Origin of the sequence: Mucilaginibacter arboris (assembly GCF_009754915.1) — a bacterium.
Taxonomy (GTDB): Bacteria; Bacteroidota; Bacteroidia; order Sphingobacteriales; family Sphingobacteriaceae; genus Mucilaginibacter_A; species Mucilaginibacter_A arboris.
Genome location: NZ_WPIK01000002.1, coordinates 302,387 through 325,436, shown reverse-complemented (window position 1 = coordinate 325,436; position 23,050 = coordinate 302,387). Strand labels below are relative to the sequence as shown.

Below are 23,050 nucleotides of genomic sequence, written 5' to 3'. Positions count from 1 at the left end.
CTCCTGATTTTAATGTATAGCTTTGCAATTTGGCGAAATTATCCAATTAAGCTCAAAGTCTGTTATTTATTCTGATTATGAAAATCACGCTCCTCTCCGTCGGAAAAACCGAAGAAAAGTATTTAAACGAAGGTATCGACATCTACCTGAAACGTATAAAGCATTACATCAAGCTGGAGATTATCGAATTACCCGAACTTAAAAACACGAAAGGATTGAGCCAGGAACAGCAAAAAGCGAAGGAAGCAGAACTAATTCTGAAGAAAATAACTTCTATGGATTTTTTGGTTTTACTGGATGAAAGAGGCATGGAACTTTCTTCGCTCCAGTTTGCAGATTTGCTTAATAAACGGATGCTTGCCTCAACCCAAAACCTGATTTTTGTAATTGGCGGTCCTTATGGTTTTGATAATACTGTTTACCAGCGTGCAAATGATAAGCTTTCGTTATCCAAACTTACCTTTTCGCATCAAATGGTACGGTTGTTTTTTGTGGAACAGGTTTACCGTGCGTTTACGATTTTAAAGGGAGAACCTTATCATCATGAGTAATTTCTGTTGCCAGTTGTATGTTTTAGGTTGCCTTCTGATGTTATAACTATTGTTGAAAGTGGAAATGCTTCTTTTAGCACACTAATTTTTAGGTGATAAAAGAAGCATTTGTTGCTGTCATTTCGAACGAAGAGAGAAATCCTCTTCAAACATCATTGATATCGCTTTGATGAAGGTCCCTCCTATCGTCGGGATGACAATAAAAACCTATTCTGCCGGAGTTTCTGTTTCAGTAGTTTCTGCGGCGGCGGCTTCCGGTTCTGCATTAAATTCCGGCCTGCTTTTCAAAATTTCAAACCAACTGATAATTTTTTTAATATCAGAAGCATAAACTTTTTCTTCGTCATGATCTGGCGCTACTTCTCGAAAAAATGCACGTAAAGCTTTTCCGTCTGCTTTTTTGGCATCCGGAATATTTTCCAGCGCTTTCATCTTTTCCAGAATATCCGTCAGTTTTAAATCTTCATCTTCTCCAAAAACCGTAATTTCTTCTAAAGCCGCCAGCTTAGCCGTGTTTAAATTAACTACTAATTTCAGCTTTTGCGCGTCTAAACTTTCCAGTATAAACCCGGTTTTACTTTGTGCCATTGCCCGCCACAAACCTGGTTTCCCGGAAACGGAAACTATTCCATGTAAATTCATATTTTAAGTTTTAAGTTTTCTGTTGCCGGTTGCCAGTTTAGGGTTTCTATCTTCAATAATCATGAACCCGCAACTGGCAACGGTCAACCGGCAACTGTTCCTATCCTTCAATCACTTCAATACTGGTAATTTTATCGCCCTGGCGAATTTCATCTACCACGTCCACATTCTCAACCACTTTACCAAAAACGGTGTGGTTACGGTCTAAATGTGCTGTATTGGTACGGCTGTGGCAGATAAAAAACTGGGAACCGCCAGTATTACGGCCAGCGTGTGCCATAGAAAGTACGCCGCGGTCGTGGTACTGATTTTCGCCGGTCAGTTCACAATCAATTTTATAACCCGGACCGCCGCTGCCTGCACGGAAAGCTGTTGCAGGATCTTTAGAAAGCGGATCGCCGGTTTGGACCATAAAATTCGGGATCACACGGTGAAAAGCTACCCCGTTATAAAAGCCTTCTTTGGCTAATTTTAAAAAGTTTGCTACGGTATTTGGCGCATCCTGCTCGTAAAATTCTACGGTCATGTCGCCTTTTTCGGTTTTAATAATTGCTTTGCTCATTTTTTTGTTTAAGAGGTGCAAAGTTAGTATTTTGGTGATAATATCAGATTTTCAAAAAGATTTAGGATGAAATGTGCACGTGCTGTTTTTATTGCATTTATTTTTTGTTTGGCCGTTTCTGTTAGTAAAGCTGCTTCCATTTTAATTCCGATGGACGAAACGCAGCACGATCATTTAAAATCATACGGCATTGCGTTTTGGGTTTTAAAAAACGGCGAGGAAGTAGATTGGCTGCTGAATTATCGTGGCGGAAGTTTTATGCTGAAATATGACCAGAAAGCCGAAGCAGAATGCAAAATAAGAGGCGTAAGTTACGAGGTTTTAGCCGATGCAAAAGTTACTTCTATTTTAAACGAAATTACCGATCCTTCGGTTAATATGGATCTGGTAAAATTGGAAAAAGCACCTAAAATGGCTGTTTACTCGCCTAAAAGCAAATTGCCCTGGGACGATGCCGTAACGCTGGTTTTAACGTATGCCGAAATCCCGTACACGGTTTTATATGATGAAGAAATCATAAAAGGCGAACTGCCGAAATACGATTGGCTGCACCTGCACCACGAAGATTTTACGGGGCAATATAGTAAGTTTTATGCCGCTTTTCATACCGCTTCCTGGTATATTGAAGACCAGCAGCAGCAGGAAGCTTTAGCGCATAAATTAGGCTTTAAAAAGGTATCGCAAATGAAGCTTGCCGTAGCTAAAAACATCCGCGATTTTTGTTCAGGCGGCGGGTTTTTATTTGCCATGTGTTCTGGCACAGATACTTTTGATATTGCCCTGGCTGCTGATGGGACCGATATTTGCGAACGCATGTTTGACGGTGATCCCGCCGACCCAAATGCACAGGCTAAATTAGATTTTAATAAAACTTTTGCTTTCCAGAATTTTAAACTGGATGAAAACCCGTACAGTCATCAATTTAGTAATATTGATGTAACCACAAGCCGGACCGTAGACCGCTCGCAGGATTTTTTTACTTTGTTTGATTTTTCTGCTAAATGGGACGTTGTTCCGTCTATGCTCACCCAAAACCACGATAAAGTTGTAAAAGGTTTTATGGGATTAACAACTGCTTTCCGTAAAGATCTACTTAAACCAGGCGTTTTAATTTTAGGGGAGTTAAAATCTGCCGGAGAAGCACGCTACATTCACGGCGATTATGGCAAAGGACAATGGACTTTTTACGGCGGCCACGATCCGGAAGATTACCAGCATGCCATCGGCGACCCGCCAACGGATTTAAAACTGCACCCTAATTCTCCCGGCTATCGGCTGATTTTAAACAATGTTTTATTTCCGGCTGCCAGGAAAAAGAAGCAGAAGACTTAAATTATAGCATGTTTTTATAAACGGCACTTAAATAGCTGTGGATTGACTTGAAAAGTGTGGCGAAAAGTATCGGCGAAACCAGAGAGTAAAACAGTATCAATTCTTAAATTAGATTTTGTTGGCGTATCAATATTTTGAATTGCGAAATAAACGAAGTTTGCAATGTTAGGAAGAACCTTCAAGAAAATTGTGCTATCGCCTGCCTTTCCCGAAATTTTACCACCGCTTGAAATAGTAGTGTAAACATTTAAGGGAGGATTTGGATTATTTGAAATAACAACTCTCGCTTTTAATAAGTGTACTTTAAATGCTGAAAAATTTACTGTGTTATCTTTACCAACAATTATTATAACAGCATCTTGTAAACTGTAGTAATTTGGTGGAGAAAAAAATGCAAGTCGATATTCAAGTCCTTGACCCGTTGTCGTAAAAGAAATAGAATATTTTCCATTAATATCACATTTAGTGGAATCAATCACTTTACTAAATTTCGGTCCATAGAATCCACTTACATACTCCTAGACATAGACAGAGCCGTTTGGAATTGGTTTTTGTGCAATAGGATCACTTGCAAAACCTGTTAACTTAGTAACAGTTCCTCCTTCAATTGTTTTTTTACAACTTAAAAAAACGAAAAGAACTAATATTAGAGTTATATTCCGGCGAATGAAAATCTTAAAGCTTCTCATAAAATATTAAATTTAGATATAGCTGCTATTTGCATTAGCAATTAAAGAAAACTAATTTCAATAATATAATAGCTTTTAGTTTTGACTATAATAATTAGCTACTAAAAACATGTTTAAGTTTTATATGATTTATTTCCCATAATCTCTTACCACAAAAAATAGAAAATTTCTATACTTCTTTTATCTTCTTAATTTTTGAAAAACAAGATTTATGGACATAGAAGAAGCATTATGATTTTTTCATTTTTTTTAAAACTAAGTAAGTAAGAGAATAAGTTTTAAACTAAAGAAAAATAGGAGGAACTATATACCTTTTATCGTCTTAAACTTACTTAATTATAAAAATTCCAGCTTACGCCAAACTTCAACAGTGCATCCTGCATTGGGTAGCCAACGCTGTTCTTTGCATTTGCGCCCGGAGATACAACCGTATAAAAACCTTTGCTTAACAAGCCCTGGTTGGCATAATCGTATTTTAGGAAGAGGTTGGTGCGCCTTAACGTTCCTTTTACAAACAAATCAATTACCGGATAACTTGGGAAACTGATATTGGAATTATTATAAAACTGGCCTATTCCGGGCGCATAAGCTGGTGCCAGATAACGGGAATTATAACGTACTGTAAAACCAATATTGGTACTCAGCACATTAAAAAATCTTTTTACATAATAAAAGCTGTTATAGGTGTAAAACTCCGGTGTGCGTAAAACCGAAGGATTATCTGTTTTCTGGTAAACTAGGTAATTATCCAGATGCAAACCGCGCCAGGTAAAGTTCTTGCCCAGGCTTAACTTTAGCAAACTGATTGCAGACTTAGCTTGAGTAGGCTGCAAATTATTAGAATATACTGTAGTTGTATCTGTGTAAGGCGCTGCAAAGTATAAATAATTGCCCATCAAAAAATACTCTGCTTTTGCATCCAGTTTTAGCTTATCATTCAAATAATTAAAAGATAAGCTGGTTGTTTTGACTTTATTAAAATCAGTACCAACTTTGGAATTGTTTATAAATTGATAATGACTGGAATACCAACTGGTGTAAATTAGCGGAGGCGTGTTGTTTTGGGTATAAGCTTCCATAATTACCCGGCCAATTTTGTTGCCCAGCAATACGTTCAATTTGGCATCGTACAAATAATCTCCAAACTCTCTTCCAAGTGTAACCTGCTGTAAGTTGACATCCAAACCGGCACGGTCGCTTAAATTATAGCCTAAACGAGCTTTTAAAGTAATATCCTGGAAAGAATGGCTTTGTTCTTCTTGCTGAAAATTTGTGATTGATGCTTGCAATGGCTGACGTACCCATTGGCTGTATTTATAATAATCATGCACCAAACCTAAATCCAGTTTCAGTTCATTTCGTACAAACTTTACCGCGTTTCCCCGAAGGAAAAAACTATAAGAAAAATCATTCCGGAAATGTACAACGGCTAACGAATCTCTTGAATAATTAATATCATAAAGGTGATTTGGAAAAACACTGTATAAATCAGCCTCGTCCTGCAAGTATTTATATTCGGTACGGTTATAAGTAAAAGTATGCGAAATACGCTGTGTAGGCAATACGCTGGAAGATGAACCTGCACTGGTTTTTAAACCTTCTGTATGGCCAATGTAATAAAACTGCTTAATGTACAAACTGTTATTGCGCCAGTTATCGCGCGAATTATTCAACCTTACTGGTTCGGCACTTTTAGACAAAGCACTGTTGCCTGTTGTGCCGCTGGTTTTATTAAAAATGGTATCATTGAGGATAGAACCATTTTCGGGCGCTTTTAAATTATTGAAAGTTAAGTTCCCCAATAAATTGTACCGTTTACTTTTAGATTCGTACCAGGTAAAAATAGCTGCTTCCAGATGATCTGCTTTTTGCCTCGGGTAAAAACCAACAGAACCAATGCGGTTAAAATTAAACCCGGCGTTCCAGTTGGGTTTGATGTTTTGCGTATGCGTTACCCGAAAAACCTGCTCTTTCAATGCCCCGTTTACGTAGTATAAATTGGTAAAAGGCGTGCGGGCACGATAATAGGTAACATCTTCCGGCTTTAATAAATAAGCATCTAAAGAGTGCAGGCCAACATCAAAACCAATAGTTTTGGCAGGCTCGAAAAGCAGGTTACGATAGGCCAAACCTAAATTTCCTAATCCTATTTTCGGACTGCGTGGCTGATATAAAGCGCTGTAATTTTCAAAATTGGTTAAAGTTGTATCTAAAGGCACAACCTGCGTGCTGTCGTTCAGCAGCGTTTCATTTGTTACACGGATAAATTTAGAGGTAAATATAACGCTGTCTGCTTTATGCTCGTCGCGTTTACGGATCGTATCCAGCAACTGGTCGTCTGTTAAAGGTTTGGCAGTAGTGCGGTGGCTGGTATCGCCCTGCGTAAAAGGGTTTGTATTAGTAGTTGAATTTGTTGTTCTGCCATACTGTGCATAAACAGATGTTGCCGAACAAAAAACAAGTAATAAAAATAAAAATTTTAGCTGTTTCAATATCACAGTTGGGCAATCAGTTCTTTAAGGATCAACGTCATTTTCGGTTCGGCTTCCCGGGCAACGGCTATAATTTCTTCTACCGAAACCGGTTTCAGTTCATCCGGAAAACCTTCGTCTGTTAAAACAGAAACGGCAAAAACAGGCAAATTCATGTGGTTGGCCACAATTACTTCCGGTACGGTACTCATGCCTACTGCATCGCCACCAATAATCCGGAGATAACGATATTCGGCCCGGGTTTCCAGGTTCGGGCCGGTAACCGAAACATAAATACCTTGATGGCAGGTTATGCTGTTTTTACCGGCAATTTCTAAAGCTTTTTCAATCAGATCGTGCCGGTAAGGCTGGCTCATGTCCGGAAAACGCGGGCCAAGTTCTTCATCATTATTTCCGCGCAGCGGGTTGTCTGGCTGCAGGTTGATATGATCTTCGATAATCATCAAATCACCTTTTTTATAAGCAGGGTTTAACGCGCCGCTGGCATTAGAAACCAGTAACGTTTTTATGCCCAGCATTTTCATAATCCGCACCGGGAAAGTAATTTGCTGGATAGAATAACCCTCGTAATAATGCAAACGGCCTTGCATGGCCACTACTTTTTTTCCGGCCAAAGTTCCAAAAATCAGTTTTCCGGAGTGAAACTCTAATGTTGAGATCGGAAAATCCGGAATATTACTGTACATCAGTTGTTTCTCTATCTCTATTTCATTTACCAATGCGCCTAATCCGGTCCCTAAGATAATGCCTACTTCCGGTTCAAAACCGTTAATCCTACTCTGTATGTATGCGGTTGTTCTTCTGATACTTTCTAACATAATTTTCTATTAACTGCTTAAAACCTGGCGCTGTATCATTTAAAAAAGTCAGGCCAATCGGTGCAACAAAAACCGGCAAACCTGCAAGCAGATTTTGCAAAGCAGGTTCTTGTAAACGCTGTGCATCTTTTTCTGTTGTGATGATTGCTTTTTTATTTGCAGCACAAGCTTTAAAAGCTGCAACAAGTTTACTTATATTTTTAATGGTAAACTGATGATGATCGGGATATTTATGATGAATTAACACTGCTGATTGCTTACGCAAATTCTGTAGCAAGGGTTTTGGGTTGGCGATGCCGGTAAGCACAAACAAGGTAGTTTTTTTGCCGATAAAAGAAGCATCGCCCAAAGTTGTTGATAATGGCCGGAAAGGATGATAAACAATGCTGGTAAAAAACAATTGCTGGCCCTCTTTCAGCTTCACTTTTTTTAACATTTGCTGCTGATTTTCTGTGGATAAATCTTGCGGGCATTTACTAATCACAATTACATCAGCGCGTTTTCTGCCTGAAAAAGGTTCGCGGTAATTTCCCGCCGGAAGCATGAAATGAGGTTGATTGAATTTACTATAATCAAACAGTAAAATACTAAAACCTGGTTTTAAAGCGCGGTGCTGGTAAGCATCATCCAGTAAGACCAGATCGTTTTCTGCCTGTAGTTTTTCTACACCTTCTACCCTGCTTTCGCAAACAGCTACCGTAATATCCGGAAATTTTTGTTTGAACTGAAGCGGTTCGTCGCCTACGGTTTTTGCCATGCTGTTTTTACCAGCATAAAAAAAGCCTTTGGTTTGCCTGCCGTAGCCGCGACTTAAGGTTGCAATTTTATATTGGGGCTGAAGCAGGCTGATTAAAAATTCTGTCATCGGGCTTTTGCCTGCGCCGCCAACTTCCAGGTTTCCGATAACAATTACCGGAAGGTTAAAGCGCGTGCTTTTAAAAATCCCGGCATCGTAAAAATAATTCCGGGCGATGACAGCCAAGCCGTAGATCCAGGAAAAAGGAAGCAGTAAGTACCGGAAGTAATGCATCATTGAGCTTAAACTTTCAAATCTAAATTAAAAACCCCTTTTCCTGATTTATTAAATTATACATCAGATGCTTCTTTTATCAACCTAAAATCAAAATTAACAAAACAGCTTTTGCCTGTTCATAGAAAAAAAGAAGAAGTGGAAATTTACTTTTTCTAAAAAATCAAATTTTATATGGTAAAAAAATAAAACTTAAAGCGTTATATTTGAAACAGTGAAATTAAGGGATATTAAATTAGGTTTAAGCATGATGTTTATCAGCATCTTTATAATAAAGATGGCTATATCTGTTGCCCCTGTATTTATTGATCTTAATAAAAAAACGGTAAGCTCTGTTATTTTACAGTTAGAGCTCGAAACAAAAAACGATAAAGAAGACCTGAGCAAGGACACTTTAAAAGAAAAGAAGTTTTTTGACGAGTATTTTATTTGTTTTCAGGAATATAATTTGCCGGTTGTAGCATTTAACCACTTGCGCAATTTAGAAACCTGCTTATACACGCAGGCTGATAATCCTGTAGTCCCTACCCCGCCTCCCAACGTTTAGGCAGATCGTACCTGGCCATTTGCGCCGGATACACTTGCTGTTAATTAAATTTTTCTAAAATAACTTTTTAACGCCTGCAGCTACTGGCTGCCAGGCAGTATAAATGGGATGCCCTAACCTAAAAGGCTATTCCCAAGATCAAAAGAATTATTATCTGGCCCCTAATCGAAACACAATCATGTTAGTAGAATACGAAAATCAATACAACCACCCGCCATCGGAAGAAACAAAACCAAAAAAGGGCTACAATTATAATGCTATTATGAAAGGTAACCGTAACGTTAAATATTTAACATTTTTAACAATGAAAACGTATGTTAAGAAATACAAAAGGAGACCGCTCGCTTAAAGAGAATTTAATGCTGGCATCCTCTACAGCGTTTGTTGCAGGCGGCGTAAATGTTGCAGGTGTAATTGCCTTCCTGGCTTTTACGTCAAATGTTACAGGGCATGTAGCCAACCTCGCTAAAAATATTATTGATAAAGATTTTAAAGACATCAGAATATTTTTTATCTGGCTGATGCTGTTTTTTGGAGGTGCTTTTTTATCAGGTTTTATTATTAACTCTTTAAAACACAAAAGTAATTATAAGGCCCATGCGATACCCATCCTTGTAGAGATATGCATCCTGGCTTTTGTAGCCTTTTATGGAAATATTTTGTACCAGAAATCTACATTAGAGCGTGAAATTATAATAGGCTGCATTCTGTTTTCTATGGGATTACAGAATGCGATGGTATCGGTTATATCAGGAAGTTTGATCAAATCGACCCATTTGACTGGCCTTATTACCGATATGGGGGCCGAATTGGCAGAATGGATCCACCCCAACTCAGATAAAACCGTGGCTATTAAAAATAAATTGTATGTGCGTACTACAATTTTAGGATTTTATCTTTTGGGCGGATTGGCTGCGGGCTACTTTTTTAATATCTACAAGTTTAAGATCTTTTACTTTGTACCGGTAATATTGCTTACTATTTTATATTATGATCTTTCACCTATTATCAAACACAAAATTTCAAAAGCTTTTTTTATTTAGCACCGGTTTTAAACGATATTAGAAAATTTATAATGCTTCTTTTATGCCTGTAAATATCTATTTTAAATTGTACAGATACAAAAAAGTATGTAAATTTTACGCTTTGCACTTGTTAAAAGAAGCATACAAAATAACCCAGACGAATTTAAATCTGCTAAATAAAAAGGCACGCTAAGACATTAATTATACATCCTATTAAAATTAACATGAGCAACACAACCGAAAAAACGATTCACGATACCAGTCATATCACTTACGAGAGCCTTTTAGAAGGCAATAAAATATTTGTGGCAAGGACCTTAAAGGAAGACCCCGATTATTTTACACAACTGTCAAACGGACAAAAACCTCCTGTTTTATGGATTGGCTGCGCCGATAGCCGCGTGCCGGCAAACCAGATTACCAATACCAGGCCGGGAGAAATATTTGTACACCGCAATATTGCAAATGTTGTGGTACATACCGATATGAACATGCTATCGGTACTGGATTATGCTGTAAATATTTTACAGGTAAAACACGTTATTATCACCGGGCATTATGGCTGCGGCGGTGTAATAGCAGCCATGAGCAACCAGCAATACGGTATTATTGATAACTGGCTGCGCCATATTAAAGATGTTTATCGTTTTCATGCGGCAGAATTAGATGCAATTGAAGATGAGAAGAAACGTGCCGACCGCCTGGTAGAATTTAATGTGATTGAAAGTGTAGAAAAGATCTCTAAAACTTCAATCGTGCAGAACGCCTGGAAAAACGGCCAGGATTTAAGCGTGCATGGCTGGGTTTATTCTTTAGAAACCGGCTTGATTACCGATATGCGAGTGAGCAGAAAAAATAATGATAGCTTGCAGGAGGTTTTCAGGCTGGTGTAAAACTAAAATGCCCGGTAAACTGCCGGGCTTTTTGGGTTACAATTTTTTATGCCATAAAAGAAGCATGGCGGCGAATTTTGCTGGAGCGAATTTGCAATTGCTGGGGGCGGATTTGCAATCCGGCACTTTTGAGTTTGAGATCTGTGATCTCGTTTTTAAAATCCTGTTTATAAAAACTTCTATCCTAAAATCACAAGCCCAAAAAACAATGGTAAAAGAAGCATTTAATTTAAACAGATTGAAAATCTGTAGCTCAAAGGACGGGGTTACAAACCCCGACCAGTAGACAGTAGAAAACCTGTAGCCGAAAAGGGAACAGGCAGGATGAAACCCTCAGTTTTTTTTAATGCTTCTTTTAGGCATAAAAAGTTTTAAATTACCTGTATCCTCACTACTTTTACTCAGCCGAAAAACCGTATTTCTGTTTTAAACTTTTAAACATCATGACAAAGTTACGTTGCTTCTATTGGATAGCATTACTGCTAATTGCCTTTAGTTTCTCCTTTAAATTATACCCGGATGAACATAAAACATTAGCAATAGGCGCTAAAGCACCAGATTTTAACCTGCCCGGGGTTGATGGCAAAACGTATTCTTTAAATTCCTTTAAAAATAAACAGCTATTGGTTGTCGTTTTCACTTGCAACCATTGCCCTACTGCCCAGGCTTATGAAGACCGGCTGATACAACTTACCAAAGATTACAGCAACAAAGGGGTAGCGTTTGTAGCAATTATGCCTAACGATCCACAAGCGATACGTTTAGATGAATTGGGCTATACCGATTTAAGTGATTCGTTTGACGAAATGAAGATACGGGCAAAGCAAAAGCATTTTAACTTTCCTTATTTATACGATGGTAAAACACAAGCAACCAGCCGTGCTTATGGCCCTGCGGCCACTCCCCACGTATTTATTTTTGATGAGAACAGGATACTTTGCTATTCCGGTCGTATTGATGATACAGAAAAGCCAAGCAAAACCCCGAACAGCCAGGATACCCGCAACGCGCTTGATGCCATGCTGAACCACAAAAAACCAGCGGTAGCTACCACCAAAGTATTTGGATGTTCAGTAAAATGGGCCGAAAAAGAAAACTGGCAACAAAAAGCAACCGAAGAATGGGCAAAAGAACCGGTTAAAATTGATACGATTGGCGTAGCCGGACTAAAAGGATTACTACAAAATAAATCAGATAAACTAAGGCTGATCAATATCTGGGCAACCTGGTGCGGCCCTTGCGTTACCGAATTTCCGGAGTTTATCACCATGAACAGGATGTACCGCCGGAGAGATTTCGAGATCGTTACCGTAAGTGCCGATGATCCTGCCAAAAAAGATAAAGCTTTAAAGTTTCTTCAACAATCACAGGCATCAACCACCAATTACATTTTTAATATTGATGATAAATATAAACTGATCGAAGCGATCGATCCGAAATGGCAGGGAGCATTGCCTTACACCATTTTGGTAGAACCGGGCGGTAAAATTGTGTATGCAAAAGAAGGGGCGGTCGATCCAAACGAAATGAAGAAAAAAATTGTTGACAATCCTGTTGTAGGCAGGTATTATTAACAGGAAGTTTGAAATATGATATGCAACAAAAGTCTGGTTAAAAGCCAGACTTTTTTGAGGTTGCTGGGGCGGATTTGCAATCCGGCACTTTTGAGCTTTGGATCTGTTATCCTATTTTTAAAATTCTGTTTATAAAAACTTTTATCCAAAAAAAATCACAAGCCCAAAAAACAATGATAAAAGAAGCATTGGTTTAAACAGATTGAAAATCTGCAGCTCAAAGGACAGGGTTACAAACCCGACCAGTAGGAGATATTATAATCTTCTGATTAATGAGTTTGAGTATATTTCTACCCATTTTTAGGAAGGCAAATCAATGGAAAGTACGAAGCAAAGCTATCGGGCAACGAAAGTAAAATCACATCTGATATTTTACAGAAGAAGCGATGATGGAACTGTGGAAATAATCAGGATTTTGCATGAAAGAATGGATATTGAAACCAGGCTTAAAGGATAAAATTGGCTGAGTGAATTTGATTTGTCATATTTAAAATCCAAACTGTTTAGGAATTGAAAACCACAGCCAAAAGAAAGTAATTATCAATATTAAACAGCAAAATTTGTAAATATTACAAATCCAGGCCAACAAATATCTGATAATTTTTATCCGATAAAAGAAGCATCAGTAGATTGGGGCCCTCCCAGATCAATGACTGGTGCAGCCAGAATTAGCGAAACGATTTATTCTTTGTCGCATTTACCCCCTTAAATTGTCATGTCCGAACCTATCTTTAAGAGTCTTTATACTATAATTTTGTTCGACAACCGGTGGAAATATGAAAACCATATTCGACAAAACAACAAGAGGTGAGTTGATTAACAGGATCAACACGCTTAATGAAAACAGCACAGCCCAATGGGGCAAAATGAATGTTTACCAGATGCTGAAACATTGTACAAGGTGGGAAGAAATGATGTTAGGCAATAAAAAGTATAAACGTGCTTTTATTGGCCGCTTGTTTGGTAAAATGGCTTTAAAAAATGTTCTCAAAGATGAAAAACCCTTGCGACGAAATACACCCACAATTCCTGAACTTAAAATAAGTGGAAATGGAAATGTTTTGGCCCAAAAAGCAGAATGGGTTGCCAGGATTGATGAATATGAACATTTTTCAAACCTTGACTTCGTACACCCTTTTTTCGGAAAAATGACAAAAGAACAAATTGGACATATGGTTTATAAGCATATCGACCATCATCTTCGGCAATTTAATAGTTAGGCGTTATTGTAGGGCAACAGGCGTAACAATCAAACTAATAGACAAAATTAACTTGACGAATACCAAATAAATAAAAAATTATGAACAACATTATCTTTGACAGCGGGATATCGCTTGATGGCTTTTTTGCCGGCGATAACAGAAGTCCGGGCAACCCAATGGGCGGCGTTTCCCCAAAAATTCATAAGTGGATGTTTAAACAAAAAGCTTTTTGGAAAAACATCAACATGGAAGGCGGTGAAGAATACGGCCCAGACAGTAAATTAATTGATGATATGTTTGCAAGAACAGGTTCTTACATTATGGGAAAACGAATGTTTGAAGAAGGCGAAGTCCATTGGGAAGAAGATATATACAAAGCAGATGTTTATGTGCTGACACACGAAAAACGGGAACCCTGGGTTCAAAAGGGGACAACAACTTTTTATTTCATCAATGACGGGATACAAAGCGCATTGGAAAAAGCAAAACAATCAGCCAAAGGAAAGGACATAAGAATACAAGGCGGTGCAGATACTATTCAACAATATCTCAATGCAGGGCTTGTGGATGAATTTTTCATTCACATTGCCCCCGTTTTTTTAGGAAGTGGTATCCGGCTGTTTGACGGTATTAACAAAGACAAATATGATCTTCAAATTGTGGAAGTGATACCATCAGACCTGACAACACATTTGAGATACAAACTGACGATGAAATAAGGACAAAACCGCTAACAGCATCTTTTTTCGGAAACATGACAAAAGAACAAATTGGTTATATGGTTTATAAGCATATCGATCCTCATCTCCGGCAATTTAACAGTTAGCGGTAATTGTATTGCAACACCTCTAAGAGAATAAACGAACATAAAAAATGAAGAAAGAAAAAATAATATTTTGGACAGCAACAATAATCATCGCTTTATTTGAAGGAATAATGCCCGCATTGACTTCACAAACAGAATTAGCAAAAGAAGGAATCAGACATTTGGGTTATCCTGGGTATTTTGGAAACGCATTGGTTGTTTTTAAAGTTTTAGGAGTATTAGCGTTAATTATTCCACAGGTTCCTAAACGAGTAAAAGAATGGGCTTATGCAGGTTTTGCCTTTGACTTTATTTTTGCAACTATTAGTCACGGAGCAGTTGACGGCGTAAATGGACAAACATTTTTCCCTTTGGCCGTATTCGGAATTTTAGCCGTGTCTTACATTTACTATCACAAATTAAACTCTGAAGTTGTTTAAACTTTTTTTCTGGCCGATGCTTCTTTTATCACCTAAAAATCAAACACCAATTTTTACCCGGTAAAAGAAGCATGCGCACTAAGCCTGGGGCACATCAATCCTAAGCATATCCGAAGGGTCTGTACAAACTTAAACAGGCTTTGAAAGTTTAAACAACTTCTTTAACAAAAGTTAAATATTGTATCGTGTCGAGCACATTGAAAATATCAAAATCCAAGACAGGAAAGACACCGGCTGACTTTAAAAAAATGGAAGAGAAAAAAGAATTCAACATTGACAGAAAACTTGATCCAAAACAAAAGCAACAGAAATTACAAATTGGCTAAAAGAAGACTTTGAATTAGGACACGGACAGACTATGACTATTTATGCAACATTCAAAGGAAAAAACGAATGACAAGAAAAACAACGAACCGCTAAACACCCGAATTAAACAGACAGACGAGTAAAACCAGAATATGAGAAAGTTAATTGCAGCAATCAATATGACACTTGACGGGTTTTGCGACCATACGGCAATTATTCCAGATGAAGAAATACATCAACATTACGCTGACCTGTTAAGTAATGCAGACACTATTCTATATGGGAGGATAACCTATCAGCTTATGGAATACTGGCGAACTTTAGCAAAAAGCCCTTCAGGTGAAAAATCAATGGACGACTTTGCTGTTGTAATGGACGGCATTCCAAAAATTGTTTTTTCCCACACGCTTAAAAGTGTTGAATGGCAAAGTGCAAAATTGTCAGCTCAACCTGTTGAAGAATTAGTCTTAGAACTCAAACAACAATTAGGTAAAGACATTTTAGTTGGTAGTCGGAGTTTAATTATACAGCTAATGAAACTTAATTTGATTGATGAATATCAACTTTGTGTTCATCCTGTTGTAGCAGGTAGCGGTTTGTTGTTATTTGAAAACATAGATGGCAGAACTGTTTTTAAACTCACAAAGACAAAAACATTTAGTAGTGGTGCGGTAACGCTTTACTATGAGCCGACAAACGAAAAAACAACGAACTGCTAACATGGGCTTGGCAAAATGGCGGGCGACGTGTTTCTATGAGACATTTGTAGTTAAACAAACAACCGTGCATCTAACAAACTTTTGTGCTAAAAAGCCCACTTCGCCAAGCTTAAAAACGTTAGGCGTTATTGTATTGTGGCATCCTGCAGCCAGACATTTGGAATCAGAAATAAAAAAACAGCTTAAAAAATAAAAATTATGGCAGTAATCAACCCTCACATTAACTTCAACGGAAATGCCGAAGAAGCATTCAATTTTTACAAATCAGTTTTTGGCGGTGAGTTCGCAAAAGTGATGCGTTTCAAAGACCTGTCAAGCCCTGAATTTCCGGTAGCAGAAAATGATGCACATAAAATAATGCACATTGCTTTGCCTATCGGCAAAAATATTTTAATGGCCAATGATGTTCCGGAAAGTATGGGAAAAACAAATGAAAACGAAAACAGGTCTAAAATATCAATTAGTGCAGAAAGCCGTGATGAAGCCGATAAATTATTCAATGGACTTTCAGCAGGCGGACAAATTGAAGGACCAATTGGAGACAGTCCCTGGGGTTCATATTTTGGTTGTTTTAGAGACAAATATGGCATTGAATGGATAGTAGATTTTGATCCAAATTATAAAGGAGAAATTTAACCGAAGAAAAACAGCAATGCTTTTACAAAAGTGTGAACTTGGAACTTACTGCAAAAATCAATTTTGAAAAATCAAGAACAAACAAAATGGAATATGCAGTTGAAATGTACCGCATTATCTCAAATTGTGAATTAGCTATTTTTCCAGTGGCACGGAGATTATTTAGGGGCGATAGAAACGTTGGACAATGGTAAGTGGACACCATTTAATGCGACTAATTTAATTGAAGGGTTCCTTGACAAAGTATAAAAAAACACAGCAATAATGTCTGGTGAAAAGAAACAATGAACGTTAATAAGTATTGGCAAAAAGTAGGGCTAACGTGCTATTCAACATTTATAAATCCTATCAGCTTTTGCACTAAATTTAAGCTGACGTAATTTTACAAGTAATTTATACAAATTTAAAAAATGACATTCAGAATTTAATTGACGCTTGTTCAATGAAAAAAACGAAAGATATAAAACCAGAAATTACAGTTGAAACAACGGTAAAATCATCAGTAGAAAAAATTTGGAAACTTTGGACAACGCCTGCTGACATTATTCAATGGAACAATCCTTCAAGCGATTGGCACTCCCTTCGAGTTGAAATTGATTTGAAAGATGAAGGAAGGTTTTTATTCAGGATGGAGGCCAAAGATGGCAGCACTGGTTTTGACCACTGCGGCAAATACGATAAGATAATAACGAATGAGCTTATTGAATATACAGTAGCTGATGGCAGAAAAACAATAATTACATTTATATCAAATGGCAATGATACAACGGTAACCGAAACCTTTGAGCCTGAAACAGAAACCCCTGTTGAAATACAAAGAGATTTTTGCCAAGCAATATTAAACAACTTTAAAAAATATGCAGAAAATTAAAAGAAAATGTTTCTGGCCTGTGTTTCGAAATGCTTAAAGACAAATTTGAATTTCTACTGCTCCAGATTTTTCTAAAAATAATTTTGTAAATATTTCCTAATCAGCTCACTTCGTTAAGTTAAAGAAAACTTTAAAAGGAACATCACCTGCTGGGCCGGATTTGCAATCCGGTTATTTGAGCTTAGGATCTGCGATCCTGTTTACTAAACAAACCTGCCAAAGCTTCCGCTTAAAATCAACTTAAAACAAAAAAGTCCGGCCCAAAGCCAGACTTTTCCAATTTTACAATTCCCTCTCCAAAAAAGGATAACGATAATCCTTTGGCGGATCAAAAGTTTCCTTAATTGTTCTTGGGGAAACCCAGCGTAGTAAATTAATCATTGAACCGGCTTTATCATTCGTACCGGAACCTCTGGCGCCGCCAAATGGTTGCTGCCCAACTACGGCTCCGGTTGGTTTATCATTTACATAGAAGTTTCCGGCTGCATTTCTCAGCTTGTAAGTCGCTTTTTCAATGGCATAACGATCGGTAGAAATAATCGAGCCGGTTAAAGCATAAGGCGAAGTGGTATCAATAACTTCCATGATCTGCTCAAACGCTTCATCTTCATAAATATAAACGGTTAAAACCGGCCCGAACAATTCTTCGCACATCGTTATATATTTCGGATCTTTTACTTTAATAATCGTAGGTTCAATAAAATAACCAACTGATTTATCGTAATTGCCGCCAGCAATAATTTCTACGTCGGCATCTGCTTTTGCCGCATCAATATATTTAGCCAGTTTATCAAAAGATTGCTCCGTGATAACAGCGTTAACGAAATTACTAAAGTCTTCTACCGGCCCCATTTTAATAGATTGCAGATCATCCAAAACCTTTTCCTGAATGGCAGGCCATAAAGATTTTGGCAGATAAGCGCGGGAAGCAGCAGAACATTTTTGTCCCTGATACTCAAATGCGCCACGAACAATTGCAGTAGCAACAACATCAGGATTGGCACTTTGATGGGCTAAAATAAAATCTTTTCCACCGGTTTCGCCTACAATACGCGGATAAGCTTTGTATTTGTGAATATTATTACCAATGGTTTGCCAGATGGTTTGGAAAACTTTAGTAGAACCGGTAAAATGGATCCCGGCAAAATCAGGATGGTTAAAAATCACTTCTCCTGCAACCGGGCCGTCAACATAAATTAAATTGATCACGCCATCGGGCAAGCCGGCTTCTTTAAAAACCTGCATAATTACGTTAGCTGCGTAAGCTTGCGGATAAGCGGGTTTCCAAACCACCACGTTGCCCATCATGGCGGCAGATGCAGGCAGGTTTCCGGCAATAGCGGTAAAGTTAAAAGGCGTTAAAGCAAACACGAAACCTTCCAGCGGACGTTGCTCCAACCGGTTCCAAACACCTTTGCCCGAAGCTGGCTGCTGTGCATAGATTTCTGACATGTAAGCTACGTTAAACCGAAGGAAATCAATCAGCTCACAAGCAGAATCAATCTCTGCCTGGTAAGCATTTTTTGATTGGCCAAGCATCGTAGCCGCATTAATTTTATATCGGTAAGGGCCGGCAATCAGTTCGGCTGCTTTTAAAAATATCGCCGCACGTTGTTCCCAGGCTAAATTTTCCCAGGCTTCTTTTGCGGCCAATGCTTCTTTTATCGCCTCATTTACGTGGCCCCCATCGCCTTCAGAAAAATAGCCTAAAATATGTTTATGATCATGCGGCGGACGAATAGCTATCTTATTTTCGGTCCTTACTTCTTTTCCGCCAATGTACATCGGCAGATCCACTTCCTGAGCGCGTGCTTCTTCCAGCGCTTTTTTCAGCATAGCCCGTTCTACACTGTGCGGGCCGTAATTTAAGCCCGGTTCGTTTACTGGTTCGGGTATAGTGAAAAATCCTTTTAACATGTTAAGTTTTTTGTGTTGAAAATGCAAAGATAACTTTCTGTAAATATCACCGGAATTTGCAATTGCATTTAACTTAAATATGATGCTTCTTTTACCGTAGTAAAATTGTTAACCATTTCCGGACTTTGATCTAAAGCTTTGATTTGTGGTTGATAAGTTTCTGGCAAAATCAAAGCTTTTACCAAATGGTCTAACTTAAATTTCCTGCTAAATTTGTAAAGCGGAACAATCAGCACCAGCAAAGAAACTTTTCTCAATACTAATAATTGCCTTACATGCGGCGGCACTAATTGCGCCTGTACTTCTTTTAGCAGTAAATATCTTGCAAAGCCTAAATGCTTTTTATATTGTTTGTAGAGGTCAACAGTAAAACGGCTTTTTTCCAGATCGTTCCGCATATGTTCATCACGTACTAAAACCCATTGCTTGTAATTTCCGGGCAGGTCCTTCAAATCCATCCGCAAACCCATTCGGTAAAAAGTATTGTAAATTTCTTCTTTTTCTGCGGGGGAAAGTTTCCGGTAAAGCAGTTCGAAGGCGCGGACCGAATAATCTATCAGTAAAAACAGCACATCCCGGTAAGCCCAATCCGGAATTTTTGCATGTCGGTTTGCTTCAACTGTGGAATGAATTGCTGTGATTTGGTCAATTGCTTTATGGGCTTGGGCCAGTTCAGAAAAAACAATTCTTTGCGCATAAGTAACGGTAGAAAACAACCGGCCTAAAGGATCAGCAGGTAAACGGCCGGTAAAATATAACCAGTCAACAGCTTTATTTAAAGCAAATTCGGCAGAAGCACCAGCAAAAATAAACAGGACAGTATCCGCGTTGCTCCAAATTTTCCTAACAATTGAGCCTTTTTCTGAGAAAAGTTCCATTTTACCAAAACGTAAAAAAGAAGGTTTTGTGCGAGTATTCTTTTGCTATCGTTGCAGTTTGGGCACTTTGCAGTTCCGGCTTGTCATCTCAACGACAGGAGAGATCTTCTTCAAAATGAAATAGAAACCAGTGTTATTCGATGAAGATCTCTCCTGTCGTCGAGATGACAGAAAAAGTTGAAAGGCAAATAAAATTATTTTTTAAAATTCATTCTAATTCAATATTTTTAACCTATTGACAAACAACCGCTTTATGGAATCTGAATTGTATCTCCACCCAAGTTTTACAGCAGAAAAATCACAAGCTGCAAAAGTAGTTTCTACAGTCCAGCCTTACGTTTATGCCTGCGTTTTTTCTTCACTTTGCATTATTGTCGGTGTAATTTGGGATATTTCCTGGCATACCAGCATTGGCCGTGACGGACTTTTTGCTCCTCCGCACATGGTTATTTATGTTGGCGCGGTAGTTTCCGGCGTATTTTCGGGTTACCAGGTTTTAAGAACATCCTTTTTTAGTCCTGCGGAAGAAAAATCACAAGCTGTAAAGTTCTGGGGAATTTTCCATGGCTCATTAGGTGCGCTTTTTTGTATTTGGGGCGCCATTGCCATGCTTACCTCCGCTCCTTTTGACGATTGGTGGCATAATACTTACGGGCTTGATGTTACTATTTTATCTCCTCCGCATACTTTATTGGCGCTGGGTGCGATCATGATTCAATTTGGCACCTTAGTAGCTGTTGCTTCCAGCACAAATCATTTAAATATCAATGATTCGGCAAAAATACATCATTGGCTTTTTGCCATTGCTGCAGGAGTGCTGGTAGCGGGATTTTTTACCGTACTTTCTGATTATTTAAGCAAGCACCAAATGCATAGAGCTTTATTTTATCAGATAAGCAGCGTGATATTTCCCCTTTTCCTGATAATGGTTACACGTGCATCTAACATGAAATGGGCCGCAACAGCTACTGCTGCTGTTTACATGTCAATTTTATTGCTGATGCTTTGGATATTACCAATTTTCCATGCTTACCCTCGGCTTGGCCCGGTTTTAAATCACATCGACCATTATCAAGCCTTTAATTTTCCGCTATTGCTCGTTTTTCCTGCATTAGCTATCGATTGGATTTTTTATAAGTTTCCTAATAAAAAAGGATGGGTAAAAGCAGCATATTCTGCTATACTGTTTTTAGCCGTATTTTTTGTGGTTCAATGGTATTTCGGCACATTCCTTTTAACTTCAACCGTTGCGCGTAATAGCTTTTTTGGCGGTTCTTCCTGGTATTTTGGCAGCGATCCTGATTATGCTTTTCGTTATGCTTTTCGCCCGGAACAAGTAGATTCTGGTTTTAGCCTGATAAAAGGGTTATTAATTGCTGCTGTTTTTGCTGTTATTTCAGCTTTTGTCGGTTATAAATGGGGAAGCTGGATGAAAAAAGTACAAAGATGAAAGCTTTAAAAGCAATATTCTTTTTTATGCTGATGCTAATCAGCCCAATCACTTTTGCTCATGTTGGAAGCCCCGGAGTGGTTTACGAAGGAAAAGCCGGCCCGTACAACATTATGGTGAATATTAATCCGCCTGATGTTATTCCCGGAACAGCCAGCGTTTCTATTTATACTGAAAATCAGCAGGTAAAAACAGTATTGGTATCGCCCGTTTACTGGTACGCAGGCGATAAAGGTTCGCCAAAAGCAGATGAAGCATTACCGGTAAAAGGAACGCCGGGACAATATCAGGCAACAGTTTGGCTGATGTGGACCGGAACATCGAGTATGAAAATTACGGTAAATGGAGTGCTTGGAAAAGGTACAGCAGTTGTTCCGGTAATGGCGGTTTCTACTGCCCAACGTACTATGCCAAAATCTCTTGGCTGGATTTTAGTTGGTTTAGGTTTACTGCTGGTTATATTAATGGCTACCATAATTGGCGCAAGTGTAAGCGATGGTTTGCTTAAACCTGGAACAAATAACTTACCTCATCTGCAAAGAAAAAAAATTACCGGCTTTGCAGTTAGTTTATTAGTATTGGCTTTAATTCTTTACGGCGGCTCTTCCTGGTGGAACAGCTGGAGCAGAAATTATCGAAGAAATTTGTACTTCGCGCCGCAAGCCAAGTCTAGCATTTTAAATTACGACCAGCATCAGATTTTACATTTTCAGATCGATTCTAATTCACTCAAACCGTATAATAAATCCATGAGTTTTATCGTGCCGGACCATGGTAAACTGATGCATTTATTTATGGTGAGGGAAAACTCATTAGATGTATTTGCACACCTGCATCCATTCCGAAAAGACAGCCTGAACTTTTTTGTTGATCTGCCTGATCTTCCCGAAGGCCGTTATCTGGTTTTTGCTGATGTTGTACGCTGGAATGGTTTTACCGAAACTATCACGGATACTTTAGATGTCCCTCAAAAAACACTGGTAAAAACAGCATCGGCAAAACTATATTCAGCTTTCTTTCCTGATCCTGATGATACTTATGTAATTTCAAACACCAGCAATCAAACCGTAAATAATTTCGCAGGAAAAACAGTATTGTTATGCGGAAGCCCCGGAGAAAGCATGAAACTGGCAGACGGCTCTTCTGCTGTTTGGGAACATGCCGCTAATGTTCCTTTTGAGGCTAACAAAGTTTATCCGCTTACTTTTGCTATTCATGATCCATCCGGCGCAGCAGTAAAACTCGAACCTTATATGGGCATGATGGGACATGCGGTTGTGCTAAAATATGATGGTTCCGTTTATATGCATTTGCATCCGGTTGGTACTTTTTCGATGGCTTCGCAAGAAATTATTGAAGGCCGGATGAAGGGAAGTGAAAAACCTCCGGCGACTCCTGATGCTGCACGTTTTCGCGATAGTATTGACAGAGAAATCATTAAAATCAGGCAGATGAGCGAAAGCGATCGCAATAAATATCTCGCCGCGGCTATGCCCGTCATGGATATGCAGAACAATCAGCACAGCAAAATGGATGCTATGGTTACTTTTCCTTATGCTTTTCCAAGTGCTGGCAAGTATAGGATTTGGGTACAAATGAAACGTAACGGTAAAATATTGAACAGTGCTTTTGATGCGATAGTACAGTAATACTGCTCAGTTCCCCTGCTTC

The 23,050-nt window shown here is 38.5% G+C and carries 25 protein-coding genes; 17 read left to right on the top strand and 8 right to left on the bottom strand.

From position 1 onward, the window contains the following. The first annotated feature begins 77 nt into the window (after window positions 1–77). A complete protein-coding gene (rlmH, locus tag GO621_RS03165) occupies window positions 78–551 on the top strand; it encodes a 23S rRNA (pseudouridine(1915)-N(3))-methyltransferase RlmH (RefSeq protein WP_157564090.1) in 474 nt (157 codons plus the stop codon). A gap of 207 nt (window positions 552–758) precedes the next feature. Here rlmH and GO621_RS03160 read toward each other — a convergent pair whose 3' ends face one another. Together GO621_RS03160 and GO621_RS03155 are read right to left on the bottom strand one after the other, a co-directional pair. Beyond that, window positions 759–1,193 (bottom strand): DUF5606 family protein, encoded by a 435-nt coding sequence (locus GO621_RS03160; protein ID WP_157564089.1) that lies wholly within the window; start codon window positions 1,191–1,193, stop codon window positions 759–761. A gap of 100 nt (window positions 1,194–1,293) precedes the next feature. Further along, entirely contained in the window at window positions 1,294–1,755 is a 462-nt protein-coding gene (locus GO621_RS03155) for a peptidylprolyl isomerase (RefSeq protein ID WP_157564087.1), read from the bottom strand. Window positions 1,756–1,905: 150 nt separating this feature from the next. Between GO621_RS03155 and GO621_RS03150 the strand changes: the two genes are divergently transcribed. After that, window positions 1,906–3,087: an asparagine synthetase B gene (locus GO621_RS03150; protein WP_198170114.1), complete on the top strand. Its 1,182-nt coding sequence runs from the start codon at window positions 1,906–1,908 to the stop codon at window positions 3,085–3,087. Between the two features lie 14 nt (window positions 3,088–3,101). Here the strand turns inward: GO621_RS03150 and GO621_RS03145 are convergent, their stop codons facing one another. The 4 genes from GO621_RS03145 to lpxK all read right to left on the bottom strand — a co-directional run bounded on the left by GO621_RS03145 (window position 3,102) and on the right by lpxK (window position 8,119). Then, entirely contained in the window at window positions 3,102–3,566 is a 465-nt protein-coding gene (locus tag GO621_RS03145) for a hypothetical protein (RefSeq protein ID WP_157564083.1), read from the bottom strand. Between the two features lie 542 nt (window positions 3,567–4,108). Further along, window positions 4,109–6,268, bottom strand: coding sequence for a putative porin (locus tag GO621_RS03140; protein WP_157564081.1), 2,160 nt, complete (start codon window positions 6,266–6,268; stop codon window positions 4,109–4,111). A 2-nt stretch (window positions 6,269–6,270) separates the two neighbouring features. After that, window positions 6,271–7,086: a purine-nucleoside phosphorylase gene (locus tag GO621_RS03135; protein ID WP_157564079.1), complete on the bottom strand. Its 816-nt coding sequence runs from the start codon at window positions 7,084–7,086 to the stop codon at window positions 6,271–6,273. Next, window positions 7,043–8,119, bottom strand: a complete 1,077-nt coding sequence (lpxK, locus tag GO621_RS03130) for a tetraacyldisaccharide 4'-kinase (protein ID WP_157564078.1) — start codon at window positions 8,117–8,119, stop codon at window positions 7,043–7,045. The genes GO621_RS03135 and lpxK overlap by 44 nt, the downstream gene beginning before the upstream one ends. Before the next feature lie 211 nt (window positions 8,120–8,330). Between lpxK and GO621_RS03125 the strand changes: the two genes are divergently transcribed. From GO621_RS03125 to GO621_RS03065, 13 genes are all read left to right on the top strand, one after another. Continuing rightward, on the top strand, window positions 8,331–8,663 hold the full coding sequence (locus GO621_RS03125) for a hypothetical protein (RefSeq protein ID WP_157564076.1): 333 nt from the start codon (window positions 8,331–8,333) through the stop codon (window positions 8,661–8,663). Window positions 8,664–8,977: 314 nt separating this feature from the next. After that, window positions 8,978–9,706, top strand: coding sequence for a YoaK family protein (locus GO621_RS03120; RefSeq protein ID WP_157564075.1), 729 nt, complete (start codon window positions 8,978–8,980; stop codon window positions 9,704–9,706). A gap of 206 nt (window positions 9,707–9,912) precedes the next feature. Next, window positions 9,913–10,581 carry a carbonate dehydratase gene (gene can / locus GO621_RS03115; protein ID WP_157564074.1) on the top strand — a complete coding sequence of 223 codons (669 nt, stop codon included), beginning with the start codon at window positions 9,913–9,915 and terminating at the stop codon, window positions 10,579–10,581. Window positions 10,582–10,645: 64 nt separating this feature from the next. Beyond that, window positions 10,646–10,867: a hypothetical protein gene (locus tag GO621_RS03110; RefSeq protein ID WP_157564073.1), complete on the top strand. Its 222-nt coding sequence runs from the start codon at window positions 10,646–10,648 to the stop codon at window positions 10,865–10,867. A gap of 157 nt (window positions 10,868–11,024) precedes the next feature. Continuing rightward, on the top strand, window positions 11,025–12,155 hold the full coding sequence (locus tag GO621_RS03105; protein WP_157564072.1) for a redoxin family protein: 1,131 nt from the start codon (window positions 11,025–11,027) through the stop codon (window positions 12,153–12,155). Window positions 12,156–12,471: 316 nt separating this feature from the next. Next, window positions 12,472–12,612 carry a type II toxin-antitoxin system RelE/ParE family toxin gene (locus tag GO621_RS03100; protein WP_157564071.1) on the top strand — a complete coding sequence of 47 codons (141 nt, stop codon included), beginning with the start codon at window positions 12,472–12,474 and terminating at the stop codon, window positions 12,610–12,612. A gap of 319 nt (window positions 12,613–12,931) precedes the next feature. Beyond that, on the top strand, window positions 12,932–13,375 hold the full coding sequence (locus GO621_RS03095) for a DUF1569 domain-containing protein (RefSeq protein ID WP_157564070.1): 444 nt from the start codon (window positions 12,932–12,934) through the stop codon (window positions 13,373–13,375). Window positions 13,376–13,455: 80 nt separating this feature from the next. Next, complete coding sequence (locus GO621_RS03090; protein WP_157564069.1) at window positions 13,456–14,076, top strand: dihydrofolate reductase family protein; 621 nt, start codon at window positions 13,456–13,458, stop codon at window positions 14,074–14,076. Between the two features lie 154 nt (window positions 14,077–14,230). Continuing rightward, on the top strand, window positions 14,231–14,602 hold the full coding sequence (locus GO621_RS03085) for a DoxX family protein (RefSeq protein ID WP_157564068.1): 372 nt from the start codon (window positions 14,231–14,233) through the stop codon (window positions 14,600–14,602). Between the two features lie 310 nt (window positions 14,603–14,912). Continuing rightward, entirely contained in the window at window positions 14,913–14,999 is an 87-nt protein-coding gene (locus GO621_RS19345; RefSeq protein WP_394350179.1) for a hypothetical protein, read from the top strand. 61 nt (window positions 15,000–15,060) lie between these two features. Further along, window positions 15,061–15,627: a dihydrofolate reductase family protein gene (locus GO621_RS03075; RefSeq protein WP_157564067.1), complete on the top strand. Its 567-nt coding sequence runs from the start codon at window positions 15,061–15,063 to the stop codon at window positions 15,625–15,627. 198 nt (window positions 15,628–15,825) lie between these two features. Further along, window positions 15,826–16,263: a VOC family protein gene (locus GO621_RS03070; RefSeq protein ID WP_157564065.1), complete on the top strand. Its 438-nt coding sequence runs from the start codon at window positions 15,826–15,828 to the stop codon at window positions 16,261–16,263. Window positions 16,264–16,705: 442 nt separating this feature from the next. Next, a complete protein-coding gene (locus tag GO621_RS03065; RefSeq protein WP_157564063.1) occupies window positions 16,706–17,134 on the top strand; it encodes an SRPBCC domain-containing protein in 429 nt (142 codons plus the stop codon). A gap of 282 nt (window positions 17,135–17,416) precedes the next feature. Here GO621_RS03065 and pruA read toward each other — a convergent pair whose 3' ends face one another. Next, window positions 17,417–19,051 carry an L-glutamate gamma-semialdehyde dehydrogenase gene (pruA, locus tag GO621_RS03060; RefSeq protein WP_157564061.1) on the bottom strand — a complete coding sequence of 545 codons (1,635 nt, stop codon included), beginning with the start codon at window positions 19,049–19,051 and terminating at the stop codon, window positions 17,417–17,419. Between the two features lie 68 nt (window positions 19,052–19,119). Next, complete coding sequence (locus GO621_RS03055) at window positions 19,120–19,929, bottom strand: oxygenase MpaB family protein (protein ID WP_157564059.1); 810 nt, start codon at window positions 19,927–19,929, stop codon at window positions 19,120–19,122. A 253-nt stretch (window positions 19,930–20,182) separates the two neighbouring features. Between GO621_RS03055 and GO621_RS03050 the strand changes: the two genes are divergently transcribed. Both GO621_RS03050 and GO621_RS03045 read left to right on the top strand, forming a co-directional pair. Then, window positions 20,183–21,379 carry a hypothetical protein gene (locus tag GO621_RS03050; RefSeq protein ID WP_198170112.1) on the top strand — a complete coding sequence of 399 codons (1,197 nt, stop codon included), beginning with the start codon at window positions 20,183–20,185 and terminating at the stop codon, window positions 21,377–21,379. Further along, window positions 21,376–23,028, top strand: coding sequence for a hypothetical protein (locus GO621_RS03045; RefSeq protein ID WP_157564057.1), 1,653 nt, complete (start codon window positions 21,376–21,378; stop codon window positions 23,026–23,028). The genes GO621_RS03050 and GO621_RS03045 overlap by 4 nt, the downstream gene beginning before the upstream one ends. Window positions 23,029–23,050 lie beyond the last annotated feature (22 nt).